We start from the raw sequence: 24,713 nt of genomic DNA, 5'->3' as shown, positions 1-24,713 counted from the left end.
AGGGCGGCCCGCCCGCGGAGAGGAGGTGCGGCGGGCCGCCCGGTCTGGGCTGACTACTGCGAGAGCACTGAGGTGATCTCGTCGTTGTCGGCGTCGATCTTCGCGCCGTCGTTCAGCACCGCGTCGCGCACGAGCGTGAGCCAGGGGCTGGACGGGGCGTTGAAGGCCTGCTGGAAGTTGAGCGCCAGCGGGGTCTTGCCCTCGGCGGCGACCTCGTTGATCGTCACCAGCCGCGGGTCGGCATCCGAGTACTCGTTGGAGGCGAGGTCGCTGCGGGAGACTGCGTCGCCGTTCTTGGCGAGCACCTCCACCTGGGCGTCCTCGCTCGTGAGCCACTCGAGGAAGTTCCAGGCCTGTGCCGACTTCTCGGAGTCCTTCGAGATGCCGATGCCGTCGCCGCCCACGAAGGTCGACTGTCCGCCCTCAGGGCCGGGGATGCCGGAGACACCGGCTTCGAACGGCGTGGAGCTCAGCAGGGTGGCGGGGTAGAACTGCAGGCCCACCTTGCCCTCGGTGAACCCGGCGGTCCAGGTGGGGCCGGCCTCGTCGACCGAGGAGGGCAGCACCGCCCCGGAGTCGTAGAGGTCCTTCCAGGTGGAGTAGACCTCCTTGGCGGTGTCGCTGGCGAGCAGCGACTCGGCGCCGTCCTCGCTCAGCACCTCTTCGCCGTCGGCCCACACGCTCGGGAACCAGGTGAAGACGAGGCATCCGCCGCAGTTGAGGCCTGTCGCGGTGCCGTAGGTGTCGGGCTTGTTCAGCGCCTGGATGGCCTTCGCCGCGTCGGCGAACTCCTGGAGGTTCGCGGGGGCCTTCTCGGGGTCGAGTCCGGCCTCCTCGAACAGCTCCTTGTTCCAGAACAGCATCGAGAGGTCGAGCACGAACGGCAGCACGTGCTCCTTGCCGTCGACGGTGCCGGCAGCCAGGTGGCCCGCGTTCAGGGTGTCCTTGTAGTCGAGGCCGTCGATCTGCGCGGTGATGTCCTGGAAGAGGCCCTGCGAGGCCCAGTTGGGGGCGTAGACGATGTCGGCGGCGAAGAGGTCGGGGAGCCCGCCCGCTCCGGCCGCGGCGCCCACCTTGGCCACGTAGTCGTCGTTGGGGACGACGGTGAGGTCGACCTGGTTCTCGTGCGAGGCGTTGTAGGCCTCCACGAGCAGCTTCGCCTGCTTCTCCAGCGGCGCCCTGGTCCAGAGGGTGAGGGTGCTGCCGTCGTCGGTGCCCCCCGCGGGGATGTCGGCGCTCGTGGTGGTGGAGCCTCCGCCACCAGCACACGCGGCGAGCGTGAGCGCCAGAGCGCCAGCGACCGCCGTCGCCGTGAAGCGGGCGAAGTGGCCCTTGATCCGTGCCATGTAAGTTCTCCTCGTGGGGCTCGTCATTGAGCCGGGAAGCCCGGCCTCTGCCATGTCGACGTTTCTGTCAAAACTTTCGAAACGCCTTTCGGACAGCTAATCGCCAACCGAGGTGCAATGTCAAGCGTTAGAGTGACAACAGTTTCGAAACCGATTGGGGGATCATGGCCGACACGTCACCACGCGTCCATGCGACCCGCGCGCCCACCCTCAACGACGTCGCGCAGCTCGCCGGCGTGTCGATGGCCACCGCCTCGAAGGCCGTCAACGGCCGGGCCGAGGTGGCCGAGAAGACAAGACGCCGCGTGCTCGCCGCCGCCTCCGAGATCGGCTTCACCCCGAACGGACTCGCCCAGAGCCTCGTGACGGGCCGCACCAAGACGGTGGGTCTGCTCACGAGCGACCTCGAGGGCCGCTTCGTGCTCCCCATCCTGATGGGGGCGGAGGACGCCTTCGGCTCGGGTGAGATCAGCGTGCTGCTCTGCGACGCTCGTGGCGACCGGATCCGGGAGAACTACCACCTCAAGGCGCTCCTGAACCGCAGGGTCGACGGCATCATCGTGGTGGGCCGGAGCACCGACCCGCGCAACTCGCTCGGCCAGCAGCTCCCGGTGCCCGTGGTCTACGCCTACGCGCCCTCGGACGACCCCCGCGACCAGTCGCTCGCGCCCGACAACCACGCGGGTGGCAGGCTCGCCGTCGAGCACCTGATCTCGGTCGGTCGGCGCCGGATCGTGCACATCACGGGCGACCCCGGCTACGCCGCGGCGCAGGACCGAGCCGCGGGGTTCAAGGAGGGCATGGCGGCAGCGGGCCTCACCCCCGTCGACGAGGTCATGTTCGGCAGCTGGACGGAGGGCTGGGGGCGCGATGCCACCGCCGTCCTCCTGCAGCGGCATCCGGACATCGACGGCTTCGTCTGCGGCTCCGACCAGATCGCGCGCGGTGCCCTCGAGACGCTCCGCGACTTCGGCCGGTCGGTTCCGGAGGACGTGGCCGTGATCGGCTACGACAACTGGGAGGTGCTCGCCACCAACTCCCGGCCCGAGCTCACGAGCATCGACTGCACCCTGCAGGGCCTTGGCCGGCAGGCGGCGAAGCGCATCTTCGAGGCACTCGACGGCGCGCCCGTCGCCGGCGGCACCGAGCTGTTCCTCCCGAAGCTCGTCATCCGGGGCAGCACGATCGCCTCACGCTGACGCCTCTCTCTGTTACCGATTCGTGACGAGTGAAAGAAATGCGTGCATTCGGCGGGCGGCTCGGCCACACTGGGGCGACCACATCCCTTCGAGCGAGGAGAACGCCGATGAGCACCGAGGAAATCATTCTGGGCGACCTGCCCGCGGGCATCGTCAGAGCCGACGAAGCCTACGGCGACCGCGTCTGGAACGTCCTGGGCCACACCTACACCACCAAGATTGAGAGCGCGTCGACCTACTCCTGGCTCTCGTTCGACCCCGCCGGAACCGGTGTCCCGCCGCACGTGCACCCCACGCAGGACGAGTTCATCTACGTCTTCGAGGGCGTCTACACGCTCTACCTCGACGGCCAGTGGACCACCGCCGGCCCGGGTGACCTGGTGCAGATGCCCCGCAACCTGCCGCACGCCTACTACAACAAGCAGGAGTCCGACGCGAAGTCGCTGTTCTGGGTGAGCCCGGGCGGCAAGCTGGCCAACCTCTTCAGCCTCCTGCACAACGTCACAGACCCCGAGGAGGTCGTGCGCCTCTCGGCCGCCAACGGCGTCGACTTCCTGGCGCCCGGCACCGTCGAAGGGGCATGACGGAGACGCTCCGCTACGGGCCGCACGACGACCAGCGGATCGAGCTCTCGCACCCGGGCGCGACCACGCGCGGCACGGTGGTCCTCATCCATGGCGGCTACTGGCGCGCACCCTTCACGGCTGCGCTCATGCATCCGCTCGTGCCCGGGTTCACCGCTCGGGGATGGACCGTGGCGAATCTCGAGTACCGGCGGGGCGAGGCCGGCTGGGCCGCCCTCCGCGACGACCTCACGGCGGCGCTCGCTGCCGTGAGGTCGTCGACCGGCGGATCGCGGCTGGCTATCGTGGGGCACTCGGTGGGTGGGCAGCTCGCCCTGCTCGGCGGCGAGGCGGGCGACGCTGTCGTGGCGCTGGCGCCGGTGACCGACGTCGTGCGGGGGTATCTCGAGGGCATCGGAGACGGGGCGGTCGCGGAGTTCTTCCGTGCCGCCCCCGACGCGATCCCCGAGACCTACGCCGCGGCGTCGCCCCTCGCCCAGCTGCCCTCCCCCGCCGAGGTCCTCGTGGTGCACGGGGCCGACGACGCGCGCGTGCCCATCGCCCACACCCGCGACTACGTCGAGGCCGCCCGAGCGGCAGGGTCGGCCCCGGAGCTCCTCGAACTCCCCGAGCTCTCGCACCTGGCCGACATCGCTCCGGACGCGCCGCACTGGGACCACGTGCACGCCTGGCTCGACCGCTGGCAGGCCCGTATTGACGCAGCAGACGACGACGCGGAACTCCCCCACTCCGACTAGAGCTCCCACCACCTGGGGCTGTCGGGGGTCAGCAGGGTGCAGGCGTGGGGCGCGACGGGTCTGACGAGGCGGGTTGCGGGCCGCAGCAGCTGCAGTACACGTACTGGCCGAGAACCATCATCTCGCCGTCGGGGCAGCTGGAGCACCGGGAGTTGAGCTTGATGGGTTCCACGGTGAGGAACCTACCCGGAGATCACGGCCAACGGCGAGACACGGAGTTCCGTCCCAGCGATGTCGGCTCACGATGCGACGGTCGGATCCGGAGCTCCTCAGAAGGCGAGATCCGTGGCCCCGAGCGGCGCGATGAGAAGGCCCGTGATGCGGCCGGATCCGTTGTAGGCCACGCGGCCCGTCCAGTCCTGCTTCTCGTGCACCAGCCGGGTCTGGATCACCACGCCGCCCACGAGGTGACGGTTGAGGATCTTCTCGGCGATGGTGCGGCCGTCGAGGGTCGTGGCGACGAGGTCGGTGCACAGCTCGAACGGCCCGGCACTCTGCTCCAGCTCGGACCACACGCCCATCACCTTCCGCCTGGTCAGCTGGCGGGAGCAGGTGAAGGTCATGAGGGCCTTGACCGCGTCGAAGTCGCCGGCGGCCAGGCTCGAGAACACGGTCGCGGTGCGCGCGTAGAGGTCGACCGAGGCCGGATCCGTGTCACCGCCGATGTGGCTGTCGGCGGCGAGACTGAACCTCTTGAAGGCGGCCTGCCTGCTGACACCCAGCGTCCGGCCGATGTTCTGCCACGAGACCCCGTGGGCGCGCGCCGCGGTCACGGCATCCTGAAGCTGCACCTGCGCCTCGCGCCCGAGCTCCTCGGCGAGCGAGACGGCCTCCAGCAGCCCATCCGCCGTGGGATCGGCGCTCCGCCCTTCTGCGAGCCGTGTGGCGAGATCGACAGCCCGATGTCCCGAACGTGCCATGGCTTCGACGCTAGATGCACGACGGTGAATCGTCAACCACTAGATGACGTCACGACGCATCAGCAGGGCTACGCCGAAGGGGCATTCTCAGCACCCTGCGGGGGAAGCTCTCACCGAGATCGTCGGCCACCCGCACCATGCCAAGCTTCTCAGCCACGCGTTCCGAGGCGCGGTTGTCGGGATGGATGATCGCCACGAGAGCCTCCGCCTCCGAGTGGCCCCGCGCGAATTCGACGCACGCGGTCGCCGCCTCCGTCGCATACCCCTGGCCGTGCAGCTCCGACCGCACGTGGTACCCGACCTCGAGCTCGGGCACGCCGTTGACCTGCTGCCAGGTGAGGCCGCAGTCGCCGACGAACGCCCCCTCGTGGGTCTCGATGATCCAGAGCCCGTGCCCGTAGCGCGCGTAGTTCCCCTGAGTCCACCGGATCCACGCCGCGGCCCCCTCGCGTGTCTTCGTCGCGGGGTAGTAGCGCATCACCCCGGCGTCGCCGAGAAGCGCCGCCAGGTCGTCGAGATCCGCCGAGTCCATCTCGCGGAACCGGAGCCGAGCCGTGGGGTCGGGAGTCGCCATCCCGCGATCGTACCGACTCGGGAACGGCTAGCGGCTCTGGAACCAGTCGACCACCGGGCCCAACCAGGAGTTGACGTACGGCACCGATCCGCGAGTCTGGCAATGAACGCCGTCACCCCAGCAAGGACGAGCTCGACCCCGCTCAGCGCATCGTGTCGAGCACCGCCGTCATCTTCTCCACCGAGCTCCGCGGGTTCACGATCGCGAAGCGGGTGACCGGGCGCCCGTGGTGCGAGCTCGGCGTCACGAACGCCTGCTGCTGCTCGAGCAGGCCGGCCGACCACCGCTCGTAGTCGGCCATCGCCCAGCCCTCGCGCTCGAACACCACGACCGACAGGTCGGGCTCGCGCACGAGCCGCAGCTCCGGCCGGGTGCGGATCTCGTCGGCGATCTCCCGCGCGAGTCGCACGCACGCACCGATCGCCTCGCGGTACGCCTCCGTGCCGTGCGTGGCCAGGGAGAACCACAGCGGGAGACCGCGCGGCCGGCGGGTGAGCTGGATGGCGAAGTCGGACGGGTTCCACTCGTCGGCCTGGTTGAGGGTGTCGAGGTAGCCGGCCGACTGGGTGTGGGCGATGCGCCCGTCAAGCGGATCGCGGTAGATCAGGGCGCACGCGTCGAACGGGGCGAAGAGCCACTTGTGCGGATCGACGATCACCGAGTCGGCCCGCTCCACCCCGCGGAACAGCCCCCGCGTCTGGTCGGTCAGGATGCCCGCGAGGCCGTAGGCGCCATCGACGTGCAACCAGAAATCGTGCTCGTCCTTCAGCGCCGCGATCGACTCGAGGTGATCGACGGTGCCGAAGTTGGTCGAGCCCGCCGTCGCCACCACCGCGAACACCGAGTCGCCGTGCTCGAGCAGCGCCTCGCGCACCGCCTCTCCGCGCAGCCGCCCGTCGGCATCCGCCGGCGCGAGCACGAGCTCGACGTCCATCACCTCGGCGGCCGACGCCACGGAGGAGTGCGCCTCGTCGCTGCACACCAGCACCCACGACTCCGGCATCGCCGCTCCCACCGATCGCCGCACCCGCCGGGCCCTCGCCCTGGCGGCCACGAGCGCCGACAGATTGCCGATGGTGCCGCCCTGCACGAACACGCCGCCCGCTCCCTCGGGCAGCCCGAACTCGGCCGCGAGCCAGTGCAGCACCTCGTTCTCGGCGAACACGGCGCCGGCACCCTCGAGCCACGACCCGCCGTAGACGGCCGACGCCGACACCACGAGATCGAAGGCGAGAGCGGCCTTGCTCGGCGCGGAGGGGATGAACGAGAGGTACTCGGGATGATCGACCGAGATGCAGGCCGGCGCGAGCACGTGCTCGAAGAGCGCGAGCGCCCTGGCATCGCCGAGCCCTCCGGGAGAGATCGACCCGGAGGCGAGCCTCGCCAGGTCGGCGGGCGTCATCGGCTTGTCGAGCGGAACGTCCTTCAGCAGGATCCGCCGACGGGATGCATCCAGCACCCGATCGACGACGCGCTCGGTCTCATCCGAGATGCTGTGCATCCGGGCGGAGGGATCCTGGGGCATGGGTTCTCGACCTTCGTTCCGTGCTCGCTTCTCGCTGAGCGCGCTGCTGTCGACCATATTCTCTCCGGTCCCGCGACAGGGGCAGTGCCCCGCCCGCTATGGGCGCAGACCGCGAAGGATGACCTCGAGCAGCGCTCGCGCCGCCGCGCTGTCCGGCGCGAGCTGCGCGCTGCGGATCGCGTGCGCCACTCCGCACGCGAGGAGCAGCACGGCAGTGGCATCGACACCCCGGCGCACCCTCCCGCCGGCCTGCGCCTCCGCGAGCACCTCCGCGAGACGCCCGATGAGCGCGGTCCGTCGGGAGGTCGTCTCCGGCAGGACGGCGTTCGGTTGGGCGGTGACCTTCTCGAACAGCGGATCCGCCACCAGCAGCGCGACGTGCTGGGCGAGGATCCGGTCGAACCGATCCGGCCCCGCCTCGTCCAGCATGCGGTCGAGCTCGGCGAACCGGTCCCACACGACGACCTCTTCGAGCTCCTCGACGGTGGCGAAGTGCCGATACACCGTGCCCACCCCGACATCGGCGGCGCGCGCCACCGCGTTCAGCCCCAGATCCTCTCCCCGCCCGATCAGCTCCTGGGCGGCCGAGAGGATGCGCGCGCGATTGCGAGCCGCGTCGCGCCGAAGACCGTCCATGGCGTCTCATCCTAGGCGAGGTGCGTTGAAACGGACAGGTGATCCAAACGGATGACTCATCCGATTAGGATGAGAACAACGAAAGGACGCTTCCATGCACACAGCCCGCCCCCTCGCCCTCGTCACCGGAGCCAGCTCGGGCATCGGCGCCGAGTTCGCTCGCCGTTACGCTCGCGAGGGCTTCGACCTGCTGCTCGTGGCGCGCTCGGAGAATGCGCTCCGGGCGCTGGCCGACGAGCTGGCCGCAGAGCACGACATCACCGCCTCCGTGCACCGAGCCGACCTCGCAGACATCGAGGACGTCGCGGGCCTCGTCGACGTCATCACCCGGCAGCTGCCTCGCCTCGACCATCTCGTCAACAGCGCAGGAACCGCCCCCGAGGGCGATCTCGACCGGATGGACCCCGAGGTCCTGCGCCAGATGGTCGACATCAACATCACCGCACTGTCCCTGCTCACGAGGGCTGCGGTCATTCGGATGCGGGATGCCGACAGCGGCACGATCATCAACATCGCGAGCGCGGCCGGCTACCAGCCGATGCCGCACTACGCCGCCTACGCGGCCTCCAAGTCCTACGTGATCCGCTTCACCGAGGCGCTCTCCGAGGAGCATCGCGAGCACGGCCTGCGGATCTTCTCCGTCGCCCCGGGAGACACCGAGACGCCCATGAACCCGGGGCCGACGAAGAACAAGCGGCAGCCGCACCAGGTGGTCGACACGGCCTGGAGGGCCATGGGCACGGGGGCGCCTTCCGTGGTCGACGGCCGCGCGAACAGCCTCCTCGCCCTCCTCTCGACACGCGTCCTCCCCAGGCGGTTCGGCCTCCGCACGGCGGAAAGAATGATGCGCCCGAAGGCCTGAGCCGCCGGGTCGGGGTTTACTTAACCAGGCTTCAAGTGAAAGACTTGGCTGCATGGAAAGTGATTCTGACACCCCGGAACCCCGTCCTGACGGACATGCCGCGCGCGAAGCCCTGTCGGCGCTGGACGCGGATCGGCAGGTGCTGGCCGACCGCATCCGCACCCCCGCCTGGTACCACCCGCTGCTGGCGCTCTTGACGGCTCTCCTCATCGGATCGCCCGGGGCGGGGATGCCGGGGCAGTCGGTGCTGGTCGTGTTCGGCAGCCTCGGCATCGTCTTCCTCTCGCTGGCCTATCAGCGCATCACGGGGCTGACCGTGACCCGGATGCCGGGACCGAGGACCCTGGTCGCCGCCGTGTTGCTCTGCGTCACGGTCGTGCTGCTGCTCGGCGTCTCGTTCACGCTGGCGGCCACCGGGCACCGCGCCTGGGTATGGCTGACAGCGGCTGGGGCGTTCGCCGCGATGTGGATCGGAGGCCGCTTGTGCGACCGCCTCTTCGACCGCGAGCTGCGCCGTGGTCGCTGACGACGGGTTCGACGAGCAGATCCATGCACCGACCCGCCTGCGCATCTGCGGATTGCTGCGGCCGGTCGACGGGGCCGAGTTCTCGGCACTTCGCTCGACGCTGGGGCTGTCGGAGGCGAACCTCTCCAAGACGCTGCGGAGCCTGACCGAGATCGGCTACGTGCGGGTCTCGAAGGCGTCGTCGACGAGCCGCGGCGATCAGCGCCGCACCACCACGGTGGCGCTCACGGCCGAGGGCCGGCGCGCCTTCGACGGGCACGTGGCGGCCCTCCGTCGCATCGCGGGCGAGGCCTGACGGAAGCGAGGCGACGACGGTGGCCCCTTGCCGGTCGGCATCGTCATCGCCGATGCCGGGCAGCCGCAGCCGCAGCCGCAGCCGATCGTGATTCCGACGGTCACTGACGACGGCCGGCCCTCGAGGAGATCACGGAGCGGATTCTCCACGAGGACTACCCTGAGTCGGAATCGCCGCGCCACCGAGCAGCCGGAGCTTCTCGGCGTCGGCACTGTGCTCGGCCGGATAGTAGATGACGAGGATCACGTCTTCGACCGGCAGCTTCTCGCGGTGGAGTGTCAGCGCCCCGACGACCGGGTGGTCGACGGAGGCGGTCCCTCCCTCCAGCGCACGGACGTCGTGCCGGGCCCAGAGCGTGCGGAAGCGCACGCTTGCGATCGACAGCTCGCCGACGAGCTCGGCCGCGCGGGGGTCGTCCGCGCCCTCGCTCAGGACTCGGCGTGCAGCGGCCACGAAGCTCACGACCGCATCCTCCCAATCGGTGTGGAACCGGCGCTCCTCGGGGTCGAGGAGCAGGGACCGCAGCCGGTTCTGACCGGGCACGAGGCGAGGCGAGAGCGCGACCGCGGCCGGGTTCGAGGCCAGCACATCGAAGTACCGGCCCTCGACGAACGCGGGCACGTCGAGGGCGGCGAGCAGGTGGAGCAGCCGAGGCGGCACGCGCTCGGCATGGCGGCTGCGCCTCGTTCGCGGACGCGGGGCGGTGAGGCCCATCAGGTAGGCCGTCTCGACGTCGTCGAGCTGGAGGACCCGCGCGAGGGACTCCAGCACCTGCACCGACGGGTTGCTGTCCCGGCCGCGTTCCAGCCTGAGGTAGTAATCGGCGCTGATCCCGGCGAGCAGGGCCACCTCTTCGCGCCGGAGCCCCGCGACGCGCCGGTGCGGTCCGCCGGGGAGACCCACCTGCTCGGGAGCGACCAGCCCCCGCCGGGCGCGCAGGTACTCGCCGAGGGCGTTGGCGGCGGCGACATCATCCATGTTCCGACGATAGCGAGCATCCACTGAACGAGAGGGGGCCCTCCCACTCCCCGGATGGGCGGGGCTCTTCCGCCACCGCACGCACGGCGCGAGCATGGGCCTGACCCCGTCAGCAACCCGGAAGAAGAATCATGGACATCAGCAACCGCACCGTTCTCATCATCGGCGGCACCTCCGGCATCGGCCTCGGCCTCGCCCGCCGCTTCGCCGCCGCAGGCAGCACCGTCATCGTCGCCGGCCGTGACACCGGCAAGGTCGACGACCTCGAGACCGTCCGGATCGACGTGACAGACCCCGGCTCCGTCGCGCGAGCACGAGATGAGGTGCTGGGCGCGCACCCCGAGCTCGATGTGGTGGTCACGATGGCGGGGGTGCTGCTCCAGGAGGACCTCCGCGACCCCGATCACTTCGCCACCGCCGAGACGACGATCGCCGTGAACCTGCTCGGAACGATCCGCGCCATCGACGCCTTCACCCCGCACCTGATCGGTCGGGGTGGCGCCGACCTCATCACGGTCTCGTCGGGGATCGCCTTCCTCCCCTTCCCATTGATGCCGACCTACGGAGCGTCGAAGGCCGGCGTGCACGCCTACACCGAGGCACTCCGGCCGCAGCTCGCGGGCACCGGCGTGACCGTCACCGAACTCGTCCCCCCGGCGGTCGCGACCGCCGGGCAGGAGAAGGTGAATCCGGCCGCCCTGCCCCTCGACTCCTACCTCGACGAGGTCATCGACCTGCTCACCCGGAACCCGACGCCGAAGGAGATCATCGTGAAGGCCGCCGAGCGTCTCCGCTGGGCGGAACGGGACGGCACCTACGAGAGCCTTCTCGAGGCGCGATCCCGGTCGCTCGCGACCCTGCCGGGCAGCGGCCGCTAGAAGGTGCCGTCGATCGTGACGCCTCCGTCGGTGTTCAGCACCGCGCCCGTGACGAACGAGGACTCGTCGCCGAGGAGGAACGCGATGACCGAGGCGATCTCCGACGGCTCGCCCAGCCGGCCGAGCGGCGTGCGATCGATGATGCGATCCCGGTTGAGGGCGCCGGAACGGAATCCGCTGAGCGCCATCTCGGTGGCGATGTACCCCGGTGCCACCGCGTTGACGCGGATGTTGTGCGGCCCCCACTCGACAGCCAGGGTGCGGGTGAGGCCCAGCACGCCGCTCTTGGCCGTGGAGTAGGCCAACCTCCCCGGCAGTCCGAAGGTCGAGCCCACCGATCCCACGTTGACGATCGAGGCCGAGCCCGCACGCTTCAGCAGGGGGAAGGCGAACCGGCTGCAGAGCATCGCGCCCGTGAGGTGCACGTCGAGCTGCAGCCGCCACGACGCGGTGTCGAACTCCTCGGCCGGCATGCGGAAGAGCACGCCGGCCCCGTTCACCACGCCGTTCAGCGATTCGATGTGCGAGCTCAGCGCGGCGAACGCCGCCTCGACCCGCTGCTCGTCGGCCACGTCGACCCCGAGGGCGAGGTGTCCGCCCTCCACGGGGAAGGCGTCGTCGAGTTCGTCGACGACGCGCTGGGCGGCCTCGGCCGAGAGATCCGCGACGACCACCCGCCAGTGCCGAGCTGCGAGATGGCGCGCCGTCTCGGCCCCGAGGCCCTGGGCGGCGCCCGTGATGAGTACTGTCCGTGTCGTCATGCCGGTCTCTCCTCGAGGGTGCTCTCGACCGATTCCATGGCCCCGATGAGCGAGTCGACGGATGCGGTCGGTGTCGAATGGCGGGCGTGCGGCGCCGACATCGCGGCCGTCGCCATCCGCCGGAGGGTGTCGTCGTCGCTCGCCGCTCCGAGGTCGTGCAGTGTGCGGGGAAGCTCCACGGCGTCGAAGAAGCGGCTCACGCGCTCGAACTCGGCCTCGTCGCCCTCGTGCGTGAGCTGCACGAGGAGACCGTAGGCCACCTGGAAGCCGTGCAGGTGGGACGACGACCCCGACTCCGCCATGAGCCCCCGCGTCATGGCGTGGGCAAGGGACAGTCCGCCGTTCTCGAAGGCCAGGCCGGACATCAGCACGACAGCCTCGATGACGTTCTCGAGCTCGGCCGAGACGGTCGGCCCGCCGAGGTCGCGGAGGGCGCTCGCGCTGTCGCGGAGGAGGACGGAGTAGCAGTGCGCCGCGATGGCCAGCGGCAGGCTGAGCGGTGCGGTGGAGTGTGAGTTCAGCCCGCCCGCACGCGCGGTGGCTCCGGCCTCGAACGTCTTGGCGAGCGCGTCGCCGATGCCCGAGAGGAGGAACCGGCGCGGGGCCCCGCTGATGAGGGCGGTGTCGACGATGACGGCCTCGGGGTTGAACGACATCGTGGGCGTGGCGATGAGCCGGTGCTCGTCGTCGTACTGCGCGATCACCCGCGACGTCGGGCCGTCGTTCGACGCGATCGTCGGCACGGTGATGATGGGGATGGACAGCGCGGCGGAGACGCCCTTCCCGAGGTCGAGGGTCTTGCCTCCGCCCGCTGCCACGACCAGATCCGGACGACCGACCGCGAACTCCGCCGCGAGGTCGGCGATGTTGCCGGCTGTGACCTCGTCGCTCACCCGGCGGCAGTCGATCACGAGACCGCCCGCTTCGAGCGAGCGCACGAGCCGGGGCTCGATCTCATCGGCGATGAACGAGTCCAGCAGCAGCGCCGCTCGGGAGTGGCCCAGCGCGGCGAACCGGCCGACCTGGTCCAGCGCACCGGGCCCCTGCACGTAGCGGAGCGGTGAACTGTAGATGCGCGCCCCGGGGGGCGCCGTCGTGGGAACCATGAGGGCCTAGTGGTCCCATCGATCGGCGACGAGCGCCTCGGTGATCGAGTCGGTGTCGAGGCCGAACATCCGGTCGAGGTAGTCCTGCGAACCGCACGGGTGGAACCGGTCGCGCAACCCGATCCGGATGACCGGCCTGGTTTCCTGCGCGTCGAACAGCGTCTCCACCACGAGCGTGCCGAGGCCGCCGGCGCGGAGGTGGTTCTCGGCCGTCACGAGCCGGGGGTAGCGCGAGGCGAACTCGAGCAGGCCCTCGGTGTCGAAGGGCTTGATGGTCGGCACGTGCAGCACCCCCACCGAGACACCCGCCTCCGCCGCCCGGTCGGCGGCCTCGAGCGCCCGCGCCGTCATGAAGCCCGTGCTGACGATGCCCACGTCGGTGCCCTCACGGAGCACGCGTGACTTCCCGATCTCGAAGCGGTAGGAGTCGTCGAGCGTGACCGGCACCTTGCCGCGGATGTTGCGGATGTAGAAGGTGCCCGGGGTCTCCGCAGCGGCCTTCACCACCTGCTTGAGCTCGGTGGCGTCGCACGGATCGATGACGGTCACGTCGGGGATCATCCGCATCACGGCGAGATCCTCGAGTGCCTGGTGCGTGCCGCCGTAGGGGTTCACGAGGCCGGGCGATCCGCCCATGACCTTCACGTCGGCCTTGCTGTGGGCGCACGCGATGGCCATGAAGTCGAGGGCGCGGCGGGTGAGGAACACGGAGTAGGTGGCCACGAACGCCACGTGCCCGACCTTCGCGAGCCCGGCGGCCACCATGATGGCGTCCTGCTCGGCCATGCCCACGTTGAAGAAGCGGTCAGGGAAGGCGTCCCGGAAGGGCAGGATGTCGCTGTAGCGCCCCATGTCGGCGGTCACGCCCACGATGTGGGGCATGGTCTTCCCCAACTCGGCGAGCGCCGTGCCGAACGGTGCGACCTCGTAGGGGCCGGCCACCTCGGCGACCTCGCCCATGCCACCCGCGCGATTCTTCAGCTCAACCATGGTTCTCCTCCAGTTCGGCCAGCAGTTTCGTCCATTCGTCCTCGTGCACGCGCACGAAGTGCGCCCGGTCGCGGGCCACGATCGTCGGCACGCCCCAGCCGGGGGTCGTGCGCAGGATGATCGCCTTGGGGCCCGGCTTGTCGCGGAGGGCCGCGAAGGCGGCGACGATCTCCGCCATGTCGTTGCCGTTCACCTCTTCGACCGACCAGCCGAAGGCGCTCCACTTGACGGCGACCGACTCGATGTCCATCACCATGGGCCCGTCGGCCTGGATGCCGTTGCAGTCGACGAGCGCCCACAGTCCGTCGAGCGCGAAGCTGCTCGCGGCCATCGCCGACTCCCAGGTGGAGCCCTCCTGCAGCTCGCCGTCCGAGAGCTCGACGTAGACCGTGGCCGGCGAGCCCTTCAGCCGCAGCCCGAGCGCCATGCCGACGCCCTGGCCGAGGCCGTGCCCCAGACTGCCGCTCGTGATCTCGACACCGGGGGTCTCGTCGAAGGCGCTCATGGGCAGGTCGCTGCCGTTGAGCGCGTAGGTCGCCGTCTCCTCGTCCGTCAGCACACCGAGCTCGGCCAGCACGGCGTAGAGCGCGATCGAGTAGTGGCCGGTCGAGAGCAGGAACCGGTCGCGATCGGGGTCGTCGAGCCGTTCGGCGTCGAACTGCAGCTCGGACCAGTAGACGGCGGCGAGCATGTCGGCGATGCCGAGCCCCTGCGCGATGTAGCCCTCGCCCTTGTCGGCGGCCATGCGCATCATCCGGCGTCGCAGCCGGTGCGCGATCTCGGTGAGCTCCGAGACGCTGGGTCGTGTGGTGGTGTCGGTCATCTGGCTGCTTCCCTTTCAGGCGGTGGATCGCGGATGGATGCTCACGCGGGCGGCGTGCCGGTGAGGATCCGGGTCAGGTCGGCCGGCGACGACGCGGTGGCATCCGCCCCGGCCTCGGCGAGCAGGTCTTCGGGGTAGTAGCCGTAGAGCACGGAGACGGTCCGGGCCCCGCTCGCTCGCCCGGACCTCGCGTCCTGGGGGCCGTCGCCGACGTACACGACCTGGTCGGGCGTGAAGCCGGCTGTCTCGATGCCGAGGGCGACCGGAGCGGGGTGCGGCTTCCGCTCGACCGTGTCCTCGGCGCAGATGATGGCGGCCATCGAGTCCGGCGCGATGCCGAGCCAGTCGAGGTCCTTCTCGGTGCGGGCCCTGCCCTTGTTCGTGACGATGCCGGTGCGGATGCCCAGCTCGTGCAGGGCGGCGAGCATCTCCTCGACCCCGGGGTAGAGCGTGGCGAGCCGGTAGGTCTCGGCGCGGTAGTGCCGGTCGTACGCCTCGACGCACTCGTCGGCGCGGTCGCCCGCGATGTCGCGGCACACCTCGGCCACGCGCGGTGTCAGCAGGCGCTGCGGGTCGTTCTCGAGCTCCGGGAAGCTCCGCCCGAGCACCTCCTCGAAGGCGGCGCGGTAGGCGCCGACGAGGGCGGGACGGGAGTCGATGAGCGTGCCGTCGAAGTCGAACAGCACGCACTTGATGTCTCCGGTCAGGGCGTTCACGCGGCGGCCCCCTCGGAGTCGGTGGGACCGACGCGATCGAGGGGGTCGAAGGCGAAGAATCGCGCCGGGTTGGCGATCAGGAAGAGATCGGCCAGCTCGTCGCCGAGCCGCTCCCTGACCGTCTGCACGATGCCCGTGAACCCAGGGGTGCCCCCGTAGGCGAGCTGGTAGGAGGGTCGCCCGAGATCGCCGGAGACGAGGATCCTGTCGTGGCCCTCCTCGAGCAGTCGCTCGATGTTCGCCACCCGGTCGTCGTCCTCGGCGTACTTCGACTTCGTCCAGTGGTCGAAGCCGAGCCAGGCGCCGGTCTGGGCGATCGCCCGGAGGTAGCCGAAGTCGAGGTTGCGGTCGACGTGGCCGATCAGCACCGAGTCGGCGGCCACGCCGGCATCGACGAAGCGCTCGATCTGCTTGTCGCCGAGGGTGCCGGCCTGGGTGTGGGTCGAGATCGGCGCGTCCGTCTGCAGCTGGGCCGCCGCGACAGCCGCGAGCACGTGGCGCTCGTCGTCCTGGAGGTGGTCGGTCCGGCAGGTGCCGAACTTGATCACGCCCGCGCGAGCTCCGGTGTCGTCCATCCCCTCGGTGAGGTCGGCGATCATGCGCGCGGCGAGCTGCTCGACGGGCGTCTTCTCGAGCCCCTCCGGATAGTAGGTGCCCTTCTGGAATCCGGTCGCCGCGATCACGTGCACGCGCGATCGCTTCGCCACGGCCAGCAGCGCGGCGGCGTCGCGCCCGTAGTCGATCGTGGTCATCTCGACGAGGGCGCCGCCGCCCGCCGCCTCGTAGCTCCCGAGCTCCTCGACCGCGCGCTCGGGGTCGTCGAGAAGGAGGTCGGGGTCGGAGGCGACGGCCCACGACGGGGGCCCCGTGAGCAGGTGCTCGTGGCAGAGGGTGACCCCCAGCTCGGAGGCGTCGATGTCACCGGTGAGGGTTCGGATGATGGTCACTCGGGCGTCCTTTCGGAGTCGAGGAACGCGGCACGGGCGCGCCACAGTTCGGAGAAGGTGGAGCGGAGTCGCCGGTAGGCCGCGTAGCCGCGGTCGTAGCCGGCCCCCCGCGAGGGTTCGGGAGTCTGCACGGTGCCGTCGGCCACGAGTCGGGCCACGCCCTCGGCGTAGTCGCGGAAGTGGCCGACCCCCACACCGGCCGCGACCGCGACGCCCACGGCGCCCGATTCGTCGACCTGCGGCACGGCGAGCTCCTGGCCCATGACGTCGGCGCAGATCTGCCGCCAGAGCTCGCTTCTGGCCCCGCCGCCGGTCATCCGGATCTCGTGCACGTCGACGGGCATGGCGGCATAGCACTCGCGCATCGAGTAGGCCACTCCCTCGAGCACGGCCCGCAGGAGGTCGTGACGCGTGGTCGCCTCGGTCATGCCCGTGAAGCTCGCCCGGGCGAACGGATCGACGAATGGAGCGGTGGCGCCGGCGGTGCCGAGATACGGGAGGAACGTCACGCCGTTCGCGAGCGGTGGCACGGCACCGACGGGGCCCTCCAGCAGCTCGGCCAGCGTCGTCTCCCCCGCTTGGATCGCGTCGCCGTCGCTCGACCCGAGCGAGCGCAGGTACCAGTCGATGCCGAGCGTGCCGCCTCCCGTGTTCGACAGCACGCGCTGCCAGCGGTTCTCGGGCATGAGGTAGGTGAACCCGACTCCCGTGGGCTCGAGCACCGGTTCGCTCGTCGAGACCGCGTTCATGAAGCTCGTCCCGATGACGGTCACGGCCTGGCCGGCGCCGTAGGCTCCGGCACCCAGGGCGTTCGCCACGGAATCGCCGAGGCCGGCCACCACCGGGGTCCCCTCGGGCAGCCCGGTCTGGGCGGCGGCGGCGGCTGTGACATGCCCGATGATCGTCTCGCTGCGCACCGCTCGCGGCAGGAGCGGCAGCAGCCCGGGAATGCCCATGAGCTCGAACAGCTCGGGCGAGGGCTCTCGGCGCCGGATGTCGCACGGCACGAACGAGAGATCGGATTCGTCGGTCGCGATCTGCCCGGTGAGCCGGAAGTTCACGAAGTCCTTCGCCATGAAGACGGTGGTCACGCGCTCGAGGAACTCCGGCTCGTGGCGGGCCATCCAGGCGTAGAGCACCGAGGGCATCCCCGCGATCATGGCGTTGCCGCCCAGATCGAAGATCCTCGGGCCGAGGCCCTGACTCTCCCATTCCTCGAGGATCCCCACGGCCCGGCTGTCGGTCCACCCGATGGCAGGGCCCGCCGGACGGCCGTCGGCGTCGAGACACCAGAGTCCGCCCATGTGCCCGCAGACGCCGACGGCCAGCACCTCGGCGTCGGCGTCGAGCGCCCGGAGCGACCCGAGCGACTCCCTGAGGGTCTCGGCCACGCACGACCAGGTCGTGTCCATGTCCTCCTCGTGCCGGCCCTGCACGGTGTCGAGCGTCGGCGTGCGCCTGGCCGCCGAGGCGACGACGCGTCCGTTCTCGGCGTCGATCACCACCGTCTTGGTCGCCGACGTCCCCTTGTCGACCCCGATCAGCACCTTCATGCCGTCACCTCGAGCTCCCGGATCGCGGCCAGGCACTGCAGATGAAGGGCGTGCAGCGCCGTGTGCACCGCGACCGATCCCGGGTCAGGCACGTGGGTCTCGCCGTCGCCGGTCACCGGAACGCCGGTGGCACGCGCGAACAGCTCGCCCCAGAGGGCGTTCCCGGCGCGAGGGCCGGTGAGCGTGAACCCGGAGGGCCGCTCGGAGAGCTCCTGCAGCACGGTCACCGCCGCGTGCACCAGACCCTCGTGCACCGCGCGGGTGCACTCGGCCGAGGTGGTCTGGTAGGTCATCCCGAAGAACGACCCCCCGTCGCCGCTCGGCAGGAACAGCACGCCGTTCGACCCGTCCGGCACCTCGAGGGCCGGCCGCAGGATCTCCTCGATGCGGGCGTCCTCGTCGCTGCCGTCGGTGGCGCAGAAGGTGCGCTGGTACCAGCGCAGGGTCGCCAGGCCCGGGCCGAGCAGAATGCACTCCGCGCCCCGCCGCAGCGTGACGACGTCGCCGACCTCGATGACGGATTCGGACGCACTCAAAACAGCTCCCACCAATCGTCTCGGGCGCGCGCCTCGTCGGCGCTCTCCGACAGGAGGATCTCGCCGGCCCGGAGGTAGTAGACCCGGTCGGAGATCGGCAGGGCCGCTCCCACGTTCTGCTCCACGAGCACCACCGACAGCCCGGCGTCGCGGGAGAGCGCGCGGATCGACTCGAAGAGCTCCGTCACGAGGCTCGGCGCGATGCCGAGGGAGGGTTCGTCGAGCAGCATCAGCTCGGCCCCGCTCATCAGGGCCAGCCCGATGGAGAGCAGGCGCTGCTGGCCACCGCTCATCCGGCCGGCGACGGCGCTCCCCCTGTCCTTCAAGACGGGGAAGAGGTCGTGGATGCGGGCGAGCCTCTCGGCGCGCACCTTCGAGTCGCGCACGGTGAACGCCCCGAGCTCGAGGTTCTGCCGCACCGTGAGGTCGCGGAAGATGGCGCTCGTGGCAGAGGTGTACGACATGCCGCCTCGCACCCGCGATGCGGTCGACGTCCTGGTGATGTCCTTGCCGTCGTGGATGACGACTCCGGACTGCACGGGCAGAAGGCCGAAGAGCGCCTTCAGGGCCGTCGTCTTGCCCGCCCCGTTGTGCCCGAGGATCGTCACGATCTCGCCCGCACCGACGGTCAGCGAGACGTCGTGGAGCACGCTGTGCTTGCCGTAGCCGCAGACCAGGCCGTTCGCCACCAGACGATCGGTCGTCCCCGCAGCGTTCTCGCTACGCTCCAAAGTAGATCTCCTTAAGGTCCTGTCGCGCCATGAGCTCCTTCATCGAGCCCATTGCGAGCACGCGCCCCTGGTCGAGGAACACGGCCCGGTCGGCGAGCCGCTCGACCATGTGCACGCTGTGCTCCACCAGGCAGATCGTCTTGCCCGCGGCTCGCAGATCGCTGATGACGTCGATGACGTGCTCGACGGCGGAGGGGTCGACGCCCGAGGTGGGCTCGTCGAGCAGCAGCACGTCGGCGCCCGTCGCGATGAGCCGGGCGATGGCCACGAGCTTCTGGTCACCGTAGGACAGATCGGCCACGAGGGTCTCGGCGTCGGCGTGCATGCCCACCAGCTGCAGGCACTCGAGTGCCGACTGGCGCACCGCCCGCTCGCGCTTCTGCACATAGAGCGGACGCACGGTCAGGATGAAGGGGTTCTCGGCCCGCTGATCCGGGATGGCCATCGCCACGTTGTCGAGGGCGCTGAGCCGCTCGAACAGCCGCCCGTCCTGGAAGCTGCGAGCCATCCCCCGCCGGGCGATCTCGCTGATCGACAGCCCCGTGATCGAGGTGCCGTTCAGCGTCACAGCGCCCTGGTCGGGCGTGATCGCGTTCGTGATGAGGTTGAACAGCGTGGTCTTGCCGGCGCCGTTGGGGCCCACGAGGGCCGTGATCTGCCCGCGCGTCAGATCGAAGGTCGCATCCGAGACGGCCTTGATGCCGCCGAACGACTTCGACATGCCCTCGACCGACAGCACCACCTCGGGTGCGGGCCGGCTCGCTGCAGCGTCGGTGGCCGTCGGCGCCGCGCCGGGAACCCGGTCACGCTCGGAGCGCGCAGGTGCCGCGCTCTCGGCCGCGTTCCTCCGGCGTCGCCGCCTGAGGAACCGCAGCGGCCCCTGGTGCTCGGGGATGAGGCCCTGCGGGCGGTAGCGCATCACGAGCACGAGGGCGAGACCGTAGATCACGCCGCGCCAGGCGCTCGCCTCCGCACCCACCAGCGCATCGAGCACCGGGTTCAGAAGTCCGAGCAGGATGGCGGCCACCACGGTGCCGACCGGGTTGGCCACACCGCCCAGGATGACGACGGCGATCGCCAGAATGGACACGTCGAGGTTGAACGACTGCGGCGCGGCCACCTGGTAGTAGGAGGCGTTGAGCGCTCCGGCGAGGCCCGCGACCCCGGCGGCCACGCCGAAGACGATGACCTTGGGCAGCACCGTGCCCTTGCCGACGGCCCGCACGGCGGTCTCCTGCTCGCGGATGCCCTTGAGCACACGCCCGAACGGCGACTCGCCCAGCCGGTAGCAGAACACGAAGGTCAGCACCGTCGCGATGCCCACGACGATCACGACCTGCGAGGGCTTGATGAGCGACTGACCGAAGAGGGTCATGGGAGGGATGGGCGTGAGGCCGAAGGTGCCGCCCGTGATCGAGGTCAGCGACCCCATAAGCTGCGTGGTCACGAGCTGGAACGCCAGTGTCATGAGGATGAGGAACTCGCCGCGCACGCGCGACAGCGCCGGAATGGAGATCGCCGAGGCGACTGCTGCCGAGACCAGGATGGAGATCAGCACGGCCGGCCAGAACGGCCACCCCGCTCCACCCGCCACTCCGCTGGAGGTCGCGATCTCCAACCCGGCGACGGCCACGGGCATGGTCAGGAGGCCCACCGTGTAGGCGCCGATGCCGTAGAACGCGGCCTGGGCCATCGAGGTCTCGCCGGTGTAGCCGACGAGGAGGTTGAGCGAGAGGGCCAGCATCATGAGGAACATGATCTGGATGGCTATGTCTGCGTAGTACTCCATGAGCTTCTACACCGCCGCTTTCCGGAAGATGCCCTGAGGGCGCACGATCAAGGCCACGAACAGCAGGCCGAAGATGACGGCCGTCTGGAAGGTCTGCGAGAGCCAGATGCCGCTGAGACTCACGACCATGCCGAGCACGAACCCGGCGAGCGGGGCCGTCTTCTGGTTGCCGACGCCGGCCAGGAAGGTCGCGATGAACCCGAACAGCACCGGCTGCAGCCCCATGTTGGGAGTCGCCGCCTGGTTCAGCGTGAACAGGATCGCGGCGGAGCCGATCAGCAGGGAGCCGACGGCGAAGGCGTAGACGTAGATCTTCTGCGGCGAGATGCCGACCGCGGCCGACAGCTCGCGGTTGGCGCTCACCGCGATGGATGCGAGCCCCCAGCGAGACCGGCGCATCGCGAGCACTCCGCCGATGAGCGCCCAGCTCACCACGACGGTCACGATGTCCCAGGTGGTGAAGGTCACGGTGCCGACGGTGTAGAGCGCCGGATTGCCGACGGGGAGGTTGCGACCGTCGGGCCCGAAGATGATCTGGATCAGGTTCGGGCCCGCGATCGAGATACCCAGCGACGCCAGGAAGATGCCGAGCGACGAGGCACCCGATCTCCGCATGGAGCGGTACACCACCAGCTCGATCGTCACTCCCAGCACGACGGCCGCGATGAGGCCGATGACGATCGCGAGCACGATCGGCACCCCCAGCACGGACGCCGTTCCGAGGGCCACGTACGCGGCCGCCGTGTAGACGAACGCGTGCGCGAAGTGGAACACCTTCGTGGTCGAGTAGATGACGCTGACGCTCATGCCCAGCAGGGCGTAGAACGATCCGAGGACCACGCCGCTGACGACGAGTTGGAGGACCAGCGACGGGGAGGCGCCGGCGGCGGATATCAGATGCACATTCAGCTCTTACGTCGTGGCTTGCGGCGGCTTACTTCGAGACGCCCGAGAACGGGTCGGCGCCCTCGTCGACCTCGGTGATGGTCGCCACCTGGGTGAGCTGGCAGTCCTTGATCGTGTAGGCGCCCATCGGCTTCACCGGCAGGTGGGTCTCCTCGTCGATCGACATGGTCCCCACCTCGTCGGCGCTGCCGCCGTAGACCGACTGGAAGGTCGGATCCGCTGCGAGCGCGGCCTGCAGCTGCTCACCGCTCGTGGGGTCGCCGCCGTCGGCGATCACGCGGTTCACGAGCTCCCAGAACACGAACATCTCCTCGTAGTAGTTCGCCGCGAAGATGTCCGGGTTCTTGCCGTAGGCATCCTTGTACTCGGTCACGAACTGCTCGTTGAAGGGGTTGGGGTTGGCCACGTCGTAGTTCTCGCCGAGGGCGATGACGGTGTCGAACTCCTCCGGAGCGAGCTTGCAGACCTCCTCACCACCGGTCTCGGACGAGACGACGGGAGCCGTGACGCCTGCCCGGCGGAGGGCCTTCATGAAGGTGGCGTTGTCGCCGCCCTGCTCGAAGATCCAGATCACGTCGGGCTCGGCCGACTGGATCTTCGCGATGATCTGCCCGAAGTCGGTCAGGCCGACCTCGTGCTGCTCGTTGAGCACGACGGTGCCGCCGGGGGCCACCTCGGGCCAGATCTCGGGGATGAGCTTGGTCTGGGCGTTGATGCCGTTCTCGAGCGTGCCCACGACGGCCATCTTCGTGGCCTCCGGGTAGGTCTGCGCCACCCAGGCGAGCCCGCCGGGGATGCTCGGGTCGGCGAACAGCTGGCGGGTGTTCCAGAGGTAGTCCTTGCCGATCTGGCCGGGGCTCGTGCCACCGCCCTGCAGGGTCAGGATCTTGTTCTGCTGCACGAGCGGGATGATCGCCTCGGAGACACCGCCGAACGAGGTCTGCAGCACGTTGATGCCGTCCTGGCTGATGAGCTTGCGCGCCGCCGCCACCGCGGCCGGCACGCTCCCGCTCTCGTGGTCGCCGATGGCGATCTCGAAGTCGGGGCCGCAGGCCGCGAGGATCTGCTTCGCCGCGAGCTCCGCGCCGTGGCTCATGACCTCGCCGTACGACGATCCGGATCCGGTCATCGCGAGCAGCATGCCGACCTTGACGGTCACGCCCTGGCCGCCGGCCTCGCCGCCCTCGCCGAAGATGCCGTTGATGGCCGTGTCTCCGTCGCACGCGGCGGCGGTGCCCGCATCGCTCGAGGCGCAGGAGGCGAGACCGACGGCCAGCGCGGCGACCGCAGCAGCGGCCGTGAGCCGGCGGGCCCGGGAAATAAAGGTGGAGACTGTCATAGTGCTTCCCTTATTGGTAAGTTCTTACTCGACACTGAGTCTTCCGGATTGCGGAATGCGTTTCCGGAACACGGGAAGCCTCTCCTGAGAGGCCTCCGATGTCAAGTCACGCGAGGGAAGAGAGATGGACATGGCACCTGACGGAGAGCCGGTTCTGGACCCCAAGAACCACGTCGCGTCGGTCGCGAAGGCGATCAGGCTGCTGGAGCTGTTCACCCACGAGCAGCCCGAGCTGAACCTCGAGACGATCGTGCGGCGCAGCAAGCTGACGCGCACGACGACCTTCCGGCTCCTCGCCACCCTCGTGCTCGTGGGCTGGGTCGAGCGCAACGGCGACAACTACCGTCTCTCGCTGCAGGTGTTCCGGCTCGGATCGACCGCGGTGGGCAGCGTGGAGCTGCGGCACGAGGCGCGGGCGGTCATGACCGAGCTGGCGGGCAAGTACGGGGAGGATGTCTACCTCGTGGTTCCGGATGGGCCACGCGCGGTGTGCCTGGAACGGATCGAGGGGCGCTCGAACGTGCGCATGATGGCGCTGGATGTGGGCAAGTCGCTGCCGCTCTACATCGGCGGTGGCGGATGCGCGCTCCTCGCGGAGCGCGAAGCCGAACTTCTGCCGCTCGTGCTCGCCGAGGGCGACATGACCACGCCGACGGGGCAGCACCTGGAGGTCGACGAGCTGAAGCGTCGGCTGACACAGACCCGCGAGCGGGGCTACTCCGTGAGCCTCGAGGACGTGACGATCGGGGTGGGGGCTCTCGGGGCCGTGGTGCGGAACGCGCGGGGCGTGGCTGTCGCGGCCGTGAGCGTGGGGGCGATGCTGACCACCCTGCTCCCCCGCCAGGACGAGCTGGCCGTGGCGGTCACCACGGCGGCGGCAGACATCTCCACTCGCCTCGGCTACATCCGCCGCTAGGTTCGTCGCTCCGTCCTTCCGGCGGGTTGCTCGTGTGGCCGTGGGGTGTGCATGATCACGGCCACGACGAGGATCTCGTCGTCGACGGTGTAGGTGATGCGGTAGTCGCCGATCCGCACTCGAAGACCCGGGCGGCCTTGGAGCGCCTTGGCCCCTGGGGGTCGGGGGTTCTCGCCGAGGAGCGCGATCGCACCCCGGATGCGGTCTCGGTCCTGGTGGTCGATCTTCTTGAGTGCCCGGACTGCGGCGGGACGGAGCTCGATCCGGTAGGTCACATCCAGCCCAGGTCGGACTTCACCTGAGCCCAGGGAATGCTGGGGCCCTCCTCGGCCATCGCCTCGTCGAACGCCGCGACGTCTTCCGCATCTTCGAGCGCTTCCAGCATTCGCTCGTACTGCTCAGGGCTGACCACCACGGCGGCACGCCTGCCACGTCGCTCGATGAAAACCGCTTCATTCTGGGACCGGGCGATGACGTCCGAGAGGTGGTTGCGGGCGTCTGCGACGCTGACGATGGACATGACATAACTGTACATCCTGA

28 protein-coding genes are annotated in these 24,713 nt (G+C 69.8%); 8 read left to right on the top strand and 20 right to left on the bottom strand.

What is annotated here, in order from left to right:
* Nucleotides 1-53 precede the first annotated feature (53 nt).
* Entirely contained in the window at nt 54-1,346 is a 1,293-nt protein-coding gene (locus N1028_RS18905; protein ID WP_259531075.1) for an ABC transporter substrate-binding protein, read from the bottom strand.
* 164 nt (nt 1,347-1,510) lie between these two features.
* Between N1028_RS18905 and N1028_RS18900 the strand changes: the two genes are divergently transcribed.
* The 3 genes from N1028_RS18900 to N1028_RS18890 all read left to right on the top strand — a co-directional run bounded on the left by N1028_RS18900 (nt 1,511) and on the right by N1028_RS18890 (nt 3,866).
* Nucleotides 1,511-2,545 (top strand): LacI family DNA-binding transcriptional regulator, encoded by a 1,035-nt coding sequence (locus N1028_RS18900; RefSeq protein WP_259531074.1) that lies wholly within the window; start codon nt 1,511-1,513, stop codon nt 2,543-2,545.
* A 107-nt stretch (nt 2,546-2,652) separates the two neighbouring features.
* Nucleotides 2,653-3,129 (top strand): cupin domain-containing protein, encoded by a 477-nt coding sequence (locus tag N1028_RS18895; RefSeq protein ID WP_259531073.1) that lies wholly within the window; start codon nt 2,653-2,655, stop codon nt 3,127-3,129.
* Nucleotides 3,126-3,866 carry an alpha/beta hydrolase family protein gene (locus N1028_RS18890; protein ID WP_259531072.1) on the top strand — a complete coding sequence of 247 codons (741 nt, stop codon included), beginning with the start codon at nt 3,126-3,128 and terminating at the stop codon, nt 3,864-3,866. Before N1028_RS18895 ends, N1028_RS18890 begins: the two co-directional genes overlap by 4 nt.
* Nucleotides 3,867-4,135: 269 nt before the next feature.
* On the opposite strand, the gene N1028_RS18885 is transcribed toward N1028_RS18890, so the two are convergent.
* From N1028_RS18885 to N1028_RS18870, 4 genes are all read right to left on the bottom strand, one after another.
* The gene (locus N1028_RS18885) at nt 4,136-4,786 is read right to left on the bottom strand and encodes a hypothetical protein (RefSeq protein ID WP_259531071.1); all 651 of its coding nucleotides are present in this window, start codon (nt 4,784-4,786) and stop codon (nt 4,136-4,138) included.
* Nucleotides 4,787-4,835: 49 nt separating this feature from the next.
* On the bottom strand, nt 4,836-5,360 hold the full coding sequence (locus N1028_RS18880) for a GNAT family N-acetyltransferase (protein ID WP_259531070.1): 525 nt from the start codon (nt 5,358-5,360) through the stop codon (nt 4,836-4,838).
* Nucleotides 5,361-5,502: 142 nt separating this feature from the next.
* Nucleotides 5,503-6,885 (bottom strand): pyridoxal phosphate-dependent decarboxylase family protein, encoded by a 1,383-nt coding sequence (locus N1028_RS18875; RefSeq protein WP_259531069.1) that lies wholly within the window; start codon nt 6,883-6,885, stop codon nt 5,503-5,505.
* 96 nt (nt 6,886-6,981) lie between these two features.
* Nucleotides 6,982-7,521, bottom strand: coding sequence for a TetR/AcrR family transcriptional regulator (locus tag N1028_RS18870; RefSeq protein ID WP_259531068.1), 540 nt, complete (start codon nt 7,519-7,521; stop codon nt 6,982-6,984).
* Between the two features lie 94 nt (nt 7,522-7,615).
* Here N1028_RS18870 and N1028_RS18865 point away from each other — a divergent pair, with 94 nt between their 5' ends.
* Genes N1028_RS18865 through N1028_RS18855 form a run of 3 tightly spaced genes read left to right on the top strand, consistent with a single transcriptional unit; the run spans nt 7,616 to nt 9,204 of the window.
* On the top strand, nt 7,616-8,383 hold the full coding sequence (locus N1028_RS18865; protein WP_259531067.1) for an SDR family NAD(P)-dependent oxidoreductase: 768 nt from the start codon (nt 7,616-7,618) through the stop codon (nt 8,381-8,383).
* A 52-nt stretch (nt 8,384-8,435) separates the two neighbouring features.
* The gene (locus tag N1028_RS18860) at nt 8,436-8,909 is read left to right on the top strand and encodes a hypothetical protein (RefSeq protein WP_259531066.1); all 474 of its coding nucleotides are present in this window, start codon (nt 8,436-8,438) and stop codon (nt 8,907-8,909) included.
* Nucleotides 8,899-9,204, top strand: coding sequence for a transcriptional regulator (locus N1028_RS18855; RefSeq protein WP_259531065.1), 306 nt, complete (start codon nt 8,899-8,901; stop codon nt 9,202-9,204). The genes N1028_RS18860 and N1028_RS18855 overlap by 11 nt, the downstream gene beginning before the upstream one ends.
* A gap of 129 nt (nt 9,205-9,333) precedes the next feature.
* Here the strand turns inward: N1028_RS18855 and N1028_RS18850 are convergent, their stop codons facing one another.
* Nucleotides 9,334-10,182 (bottom strand): helix-turn-helix domain-containing protein, encoded by an 849-nt coding sequence (locus N1028_RS18850; RefSeq protein ID WP_259531064.1) that lies wholly within the window; start codon nt 10,180-10,182, stop codon nt 9,334-9,336.
* 131 nt (nt 10,183-10,313) lie between these two features.
* Here N1028_RS18850 and N1028_RS18845 point away from each other — a divergent pair, with 131 nt between their 5' ends.
* Nucleotides 10,314-11,060, top strand: a complete 747-nt coding sequence (locus N1028_RS18845; protein WP_259531063.1) for an SDR family oxidoreductase — start codon at nt 10,314-10,316, stop codon at nt 11,058-11,060.
* Here the strand turns inward: N1028_RS18845 and N1028_RS18840 are convergent.
* From N1028_RS18840 to N1028_RS18785, 12 genes are read right to left on the bottom strand one after another with little or no spacing between them, the layout of a single operon-like run.
* Nucleotides 11,057-11,821 carry an SDR family NAD(P)-dependent oxidoreductase gene (locus N1028_RS18840; protein WP_259531062.1) on the bottom strand — a complete coding sequence of 255 codons (765 nt, stop codon included), beginning with the start codon at nt 11,819-11,821 and terminating at the stop codon, nt 11,057-11,059. The two genes, N1028_RS18845 and N1028_RS18840, sit on opposite strands and share 4 nt — an antisense overlap.
* Complete coding sequence (locus N1028_RS18835) at nt 11,818-12,927, bottom strand: glycerol dehydrogenase (protein WP_259531061.1); 1,110 nt, start codon at nt 12,925-12,927, stop codon at nt 11,818-11,820. The genes N1028_RS18840 and N1028_RS18835 overlap by 4 nt, the downstream gene beginning before the upstream one ends.
* 6 nt (nt 12,928-12,933) lie before the next feature.
* Complete coding sequence (locus tag N1028_RS18830; RefSeq protein WP_259531060.1) at nt 12,934-13,917, bottom strand: transketolase family protein; 984 nt, start codon at nt 13,915-13,917, stop codon at nt 12,934-12,936.
* A complete protein-coding gene (locus tag N1028_RS18825) occupies nt 13,910-14,740 on the bottom strand; it encodes a transketolase (RefSeq protein WP_259531059.1) in 831 nt (276 codons plus the stop codon). Before N1028_RS18825 ends, N1028_RS18830 begins: the two co-directional genes overlap by 8 nt.
* A 41-nt stretch (nt 14,741-14,781) precedes the next feature.
* On the bottom strand, nt 14,782-15,456 hold the full coding sequence (locus tag N1028_RS18820; RefSeq protein WP_259531058.1) for an HAD family hydrolase: 675 nt from the start codon (nt 15,454-15,456) through the stop codon (nt 14,782-14,784).
* Nucleotides 15,453-16,403: a phosphotriesterase family protein gene (locus N1028_RS18815; RefSeq protein WP_259531057.1), complete on the bottom strand. Its 951-nt coding sequence runs from the start codon at nt 16,401-16,403 to the stop codon at nt 15,453-15,455. Before N1028_RS18815 ends, N1028_RS18820 begins: the two co-directional genes overlap by 4 nt.
* Nucleotides 16,400-17,956 carry an FGGY-family carbohydrate kinase gene (locus N1028_RS18810; RefSeq protein ID WP_259531056.1) on the bottom strand — a complete coding sequence of 519 codons (1,557 nt, stop codon included), beginning with the start codon at nt 17,954-17,956 and terminating at the stop codon, nt 16,400-16,402. Before N1028_RS18810 ends, N1028_RS18815 begins: the two co-directional genes overlap by 4 nt.
* Nucleotides 17,953-18,492, bottom strand: coding sequence for an acetate and sugar kinases/Hsc70/actin family protein (locus N1028_RS18805; protein WP_259531055.1), 540 nt, complete (start codon nt 18,490-18,492; stop codon nt 17,953-17,955). The genes N1028_RS18810 and N1028_RS18805 overlap by 4 nt, the downstream gene beginning before the upstream one ends.
* The gene (locus N1028_RS18800; RefSeq protein ID WP_259531054.1) at nt 18,489-19,223 is read right to left on the bottom strand and encodes an ABC transporter ATP-binding protein; all 735 of its coding nucleotides are present in this window, start codon (nt 19,221-19,223) and stop codon (nt 18,489-18,491) included. The genes N1028_RS18805 and N1028_RS18800 overlap by 4 nt, the downstream gene beginning before the upstream one ends.
* Nucleotides 19,213-21,012, bottom strand: coding sequence for a branched-chain amino acid ABC transporter ATP-binding protein/permease (locus tag N1028_RS18795; RefSeq protein ID WP_259531053.1), 1,800 nt, complete (start codon nt 21,010-21,012; stop codon nt 19,213-19,215). The genes N1028_RS18800 and N1028_RS18795 overlap by 11 nt, the downstream gene beginning before the upstream one ends.
* Before the next feature lie 6 nt (nt 21,013-21,018).
* Nucleotides 21,019-21,915 carry a branched-chain amino acid ABC transporter permease gene (locus N1028_RS18790; RefSeq protein WP_259531052.1) on the bottom strand — a complete coding sequence of 299 codons (897 nt, stop codon included), beginning with the start codon at nt 21,913-21,915 and terminating at the stop codon, nt 21,019-21,021.
* A gap of 31 nt (nt 21,916-21,946) precedes the next feature.
* Nucleotides 21,947-23,257 (bottom strand): ABC transporter substrate-binding protein, encoded by a 1,311-nt coding sequence (locus tag N1028_RS18785; RefSeq protein WP_259531051.1) that lies wholly within the window; start codon nt 23,255-23,257, stop codon nt 21,947-21,949.
* 130 nt (nt 23,258-23,387) lie between these two features.
* Between N1028_RS18785 and N1028_RS18780 the strand changes: the two genes are divergently transcribed.
* Nucleotides 23,388-24,173 (top strand): IclR family transcriptional regulator, encoded by a 786-nt coding sequence (locus N1028_RS18780; RefSeq protein ID WP_259531050.1) that lies wholly within the window; start codon nt 23,388-23,390, stop codon nt 24,171-24,173.
* Here N1028_RS18780 and N1028_RS18775 read toward each other — a convergent pair.
* Nucleotides 24,170-24,448: a type II toxin-antitoxin system RelE family toxin gene (locus tag N1028_RS18775; protein ID WP_259531049.1), complete on the bottom strand. Its 279-nt coding sequence runs from the start codon at nt 24,446-24,448 to the stop codon at nt 24,170-24,172. The two genes, N1028_RS18780 and N1028_RS18775, sit on opposite strands and share 4 nt — an antisense overlap.
* On the bottom strand, nt 24,445-24,693 hold the full coding sequence (locus tag N1028_RS18770; protein ID WP_259531048.1) for a type II toxin-antitoxin system Phd/YefM family antitoxin: 249 nt from the start codon (nt 24,691-24,693) through the stop codon (nt 24,445-24,447). Before N1028_RS18770 ends, N1028_RS18775 begins: the two co-directional genes overlap by 4 nt.
* Nucleotides 24,694-24,713: the final 20 nt, after the last annotated feature.

This window comes from Herbiconiux oxytropis (assembly GCF_024979315.1).
Classification (GTDB): Bacteria; Actinomycetota; Actinomycetes; order Actinomycetales; family Microbacteriaceae; genus Herbiconiux; species Herbiconiux oxytropis.
Note: the sequence above shows the minus strand (reverse complement) of the source record. Positions and strands in the feature narration are given on the sequence as shown.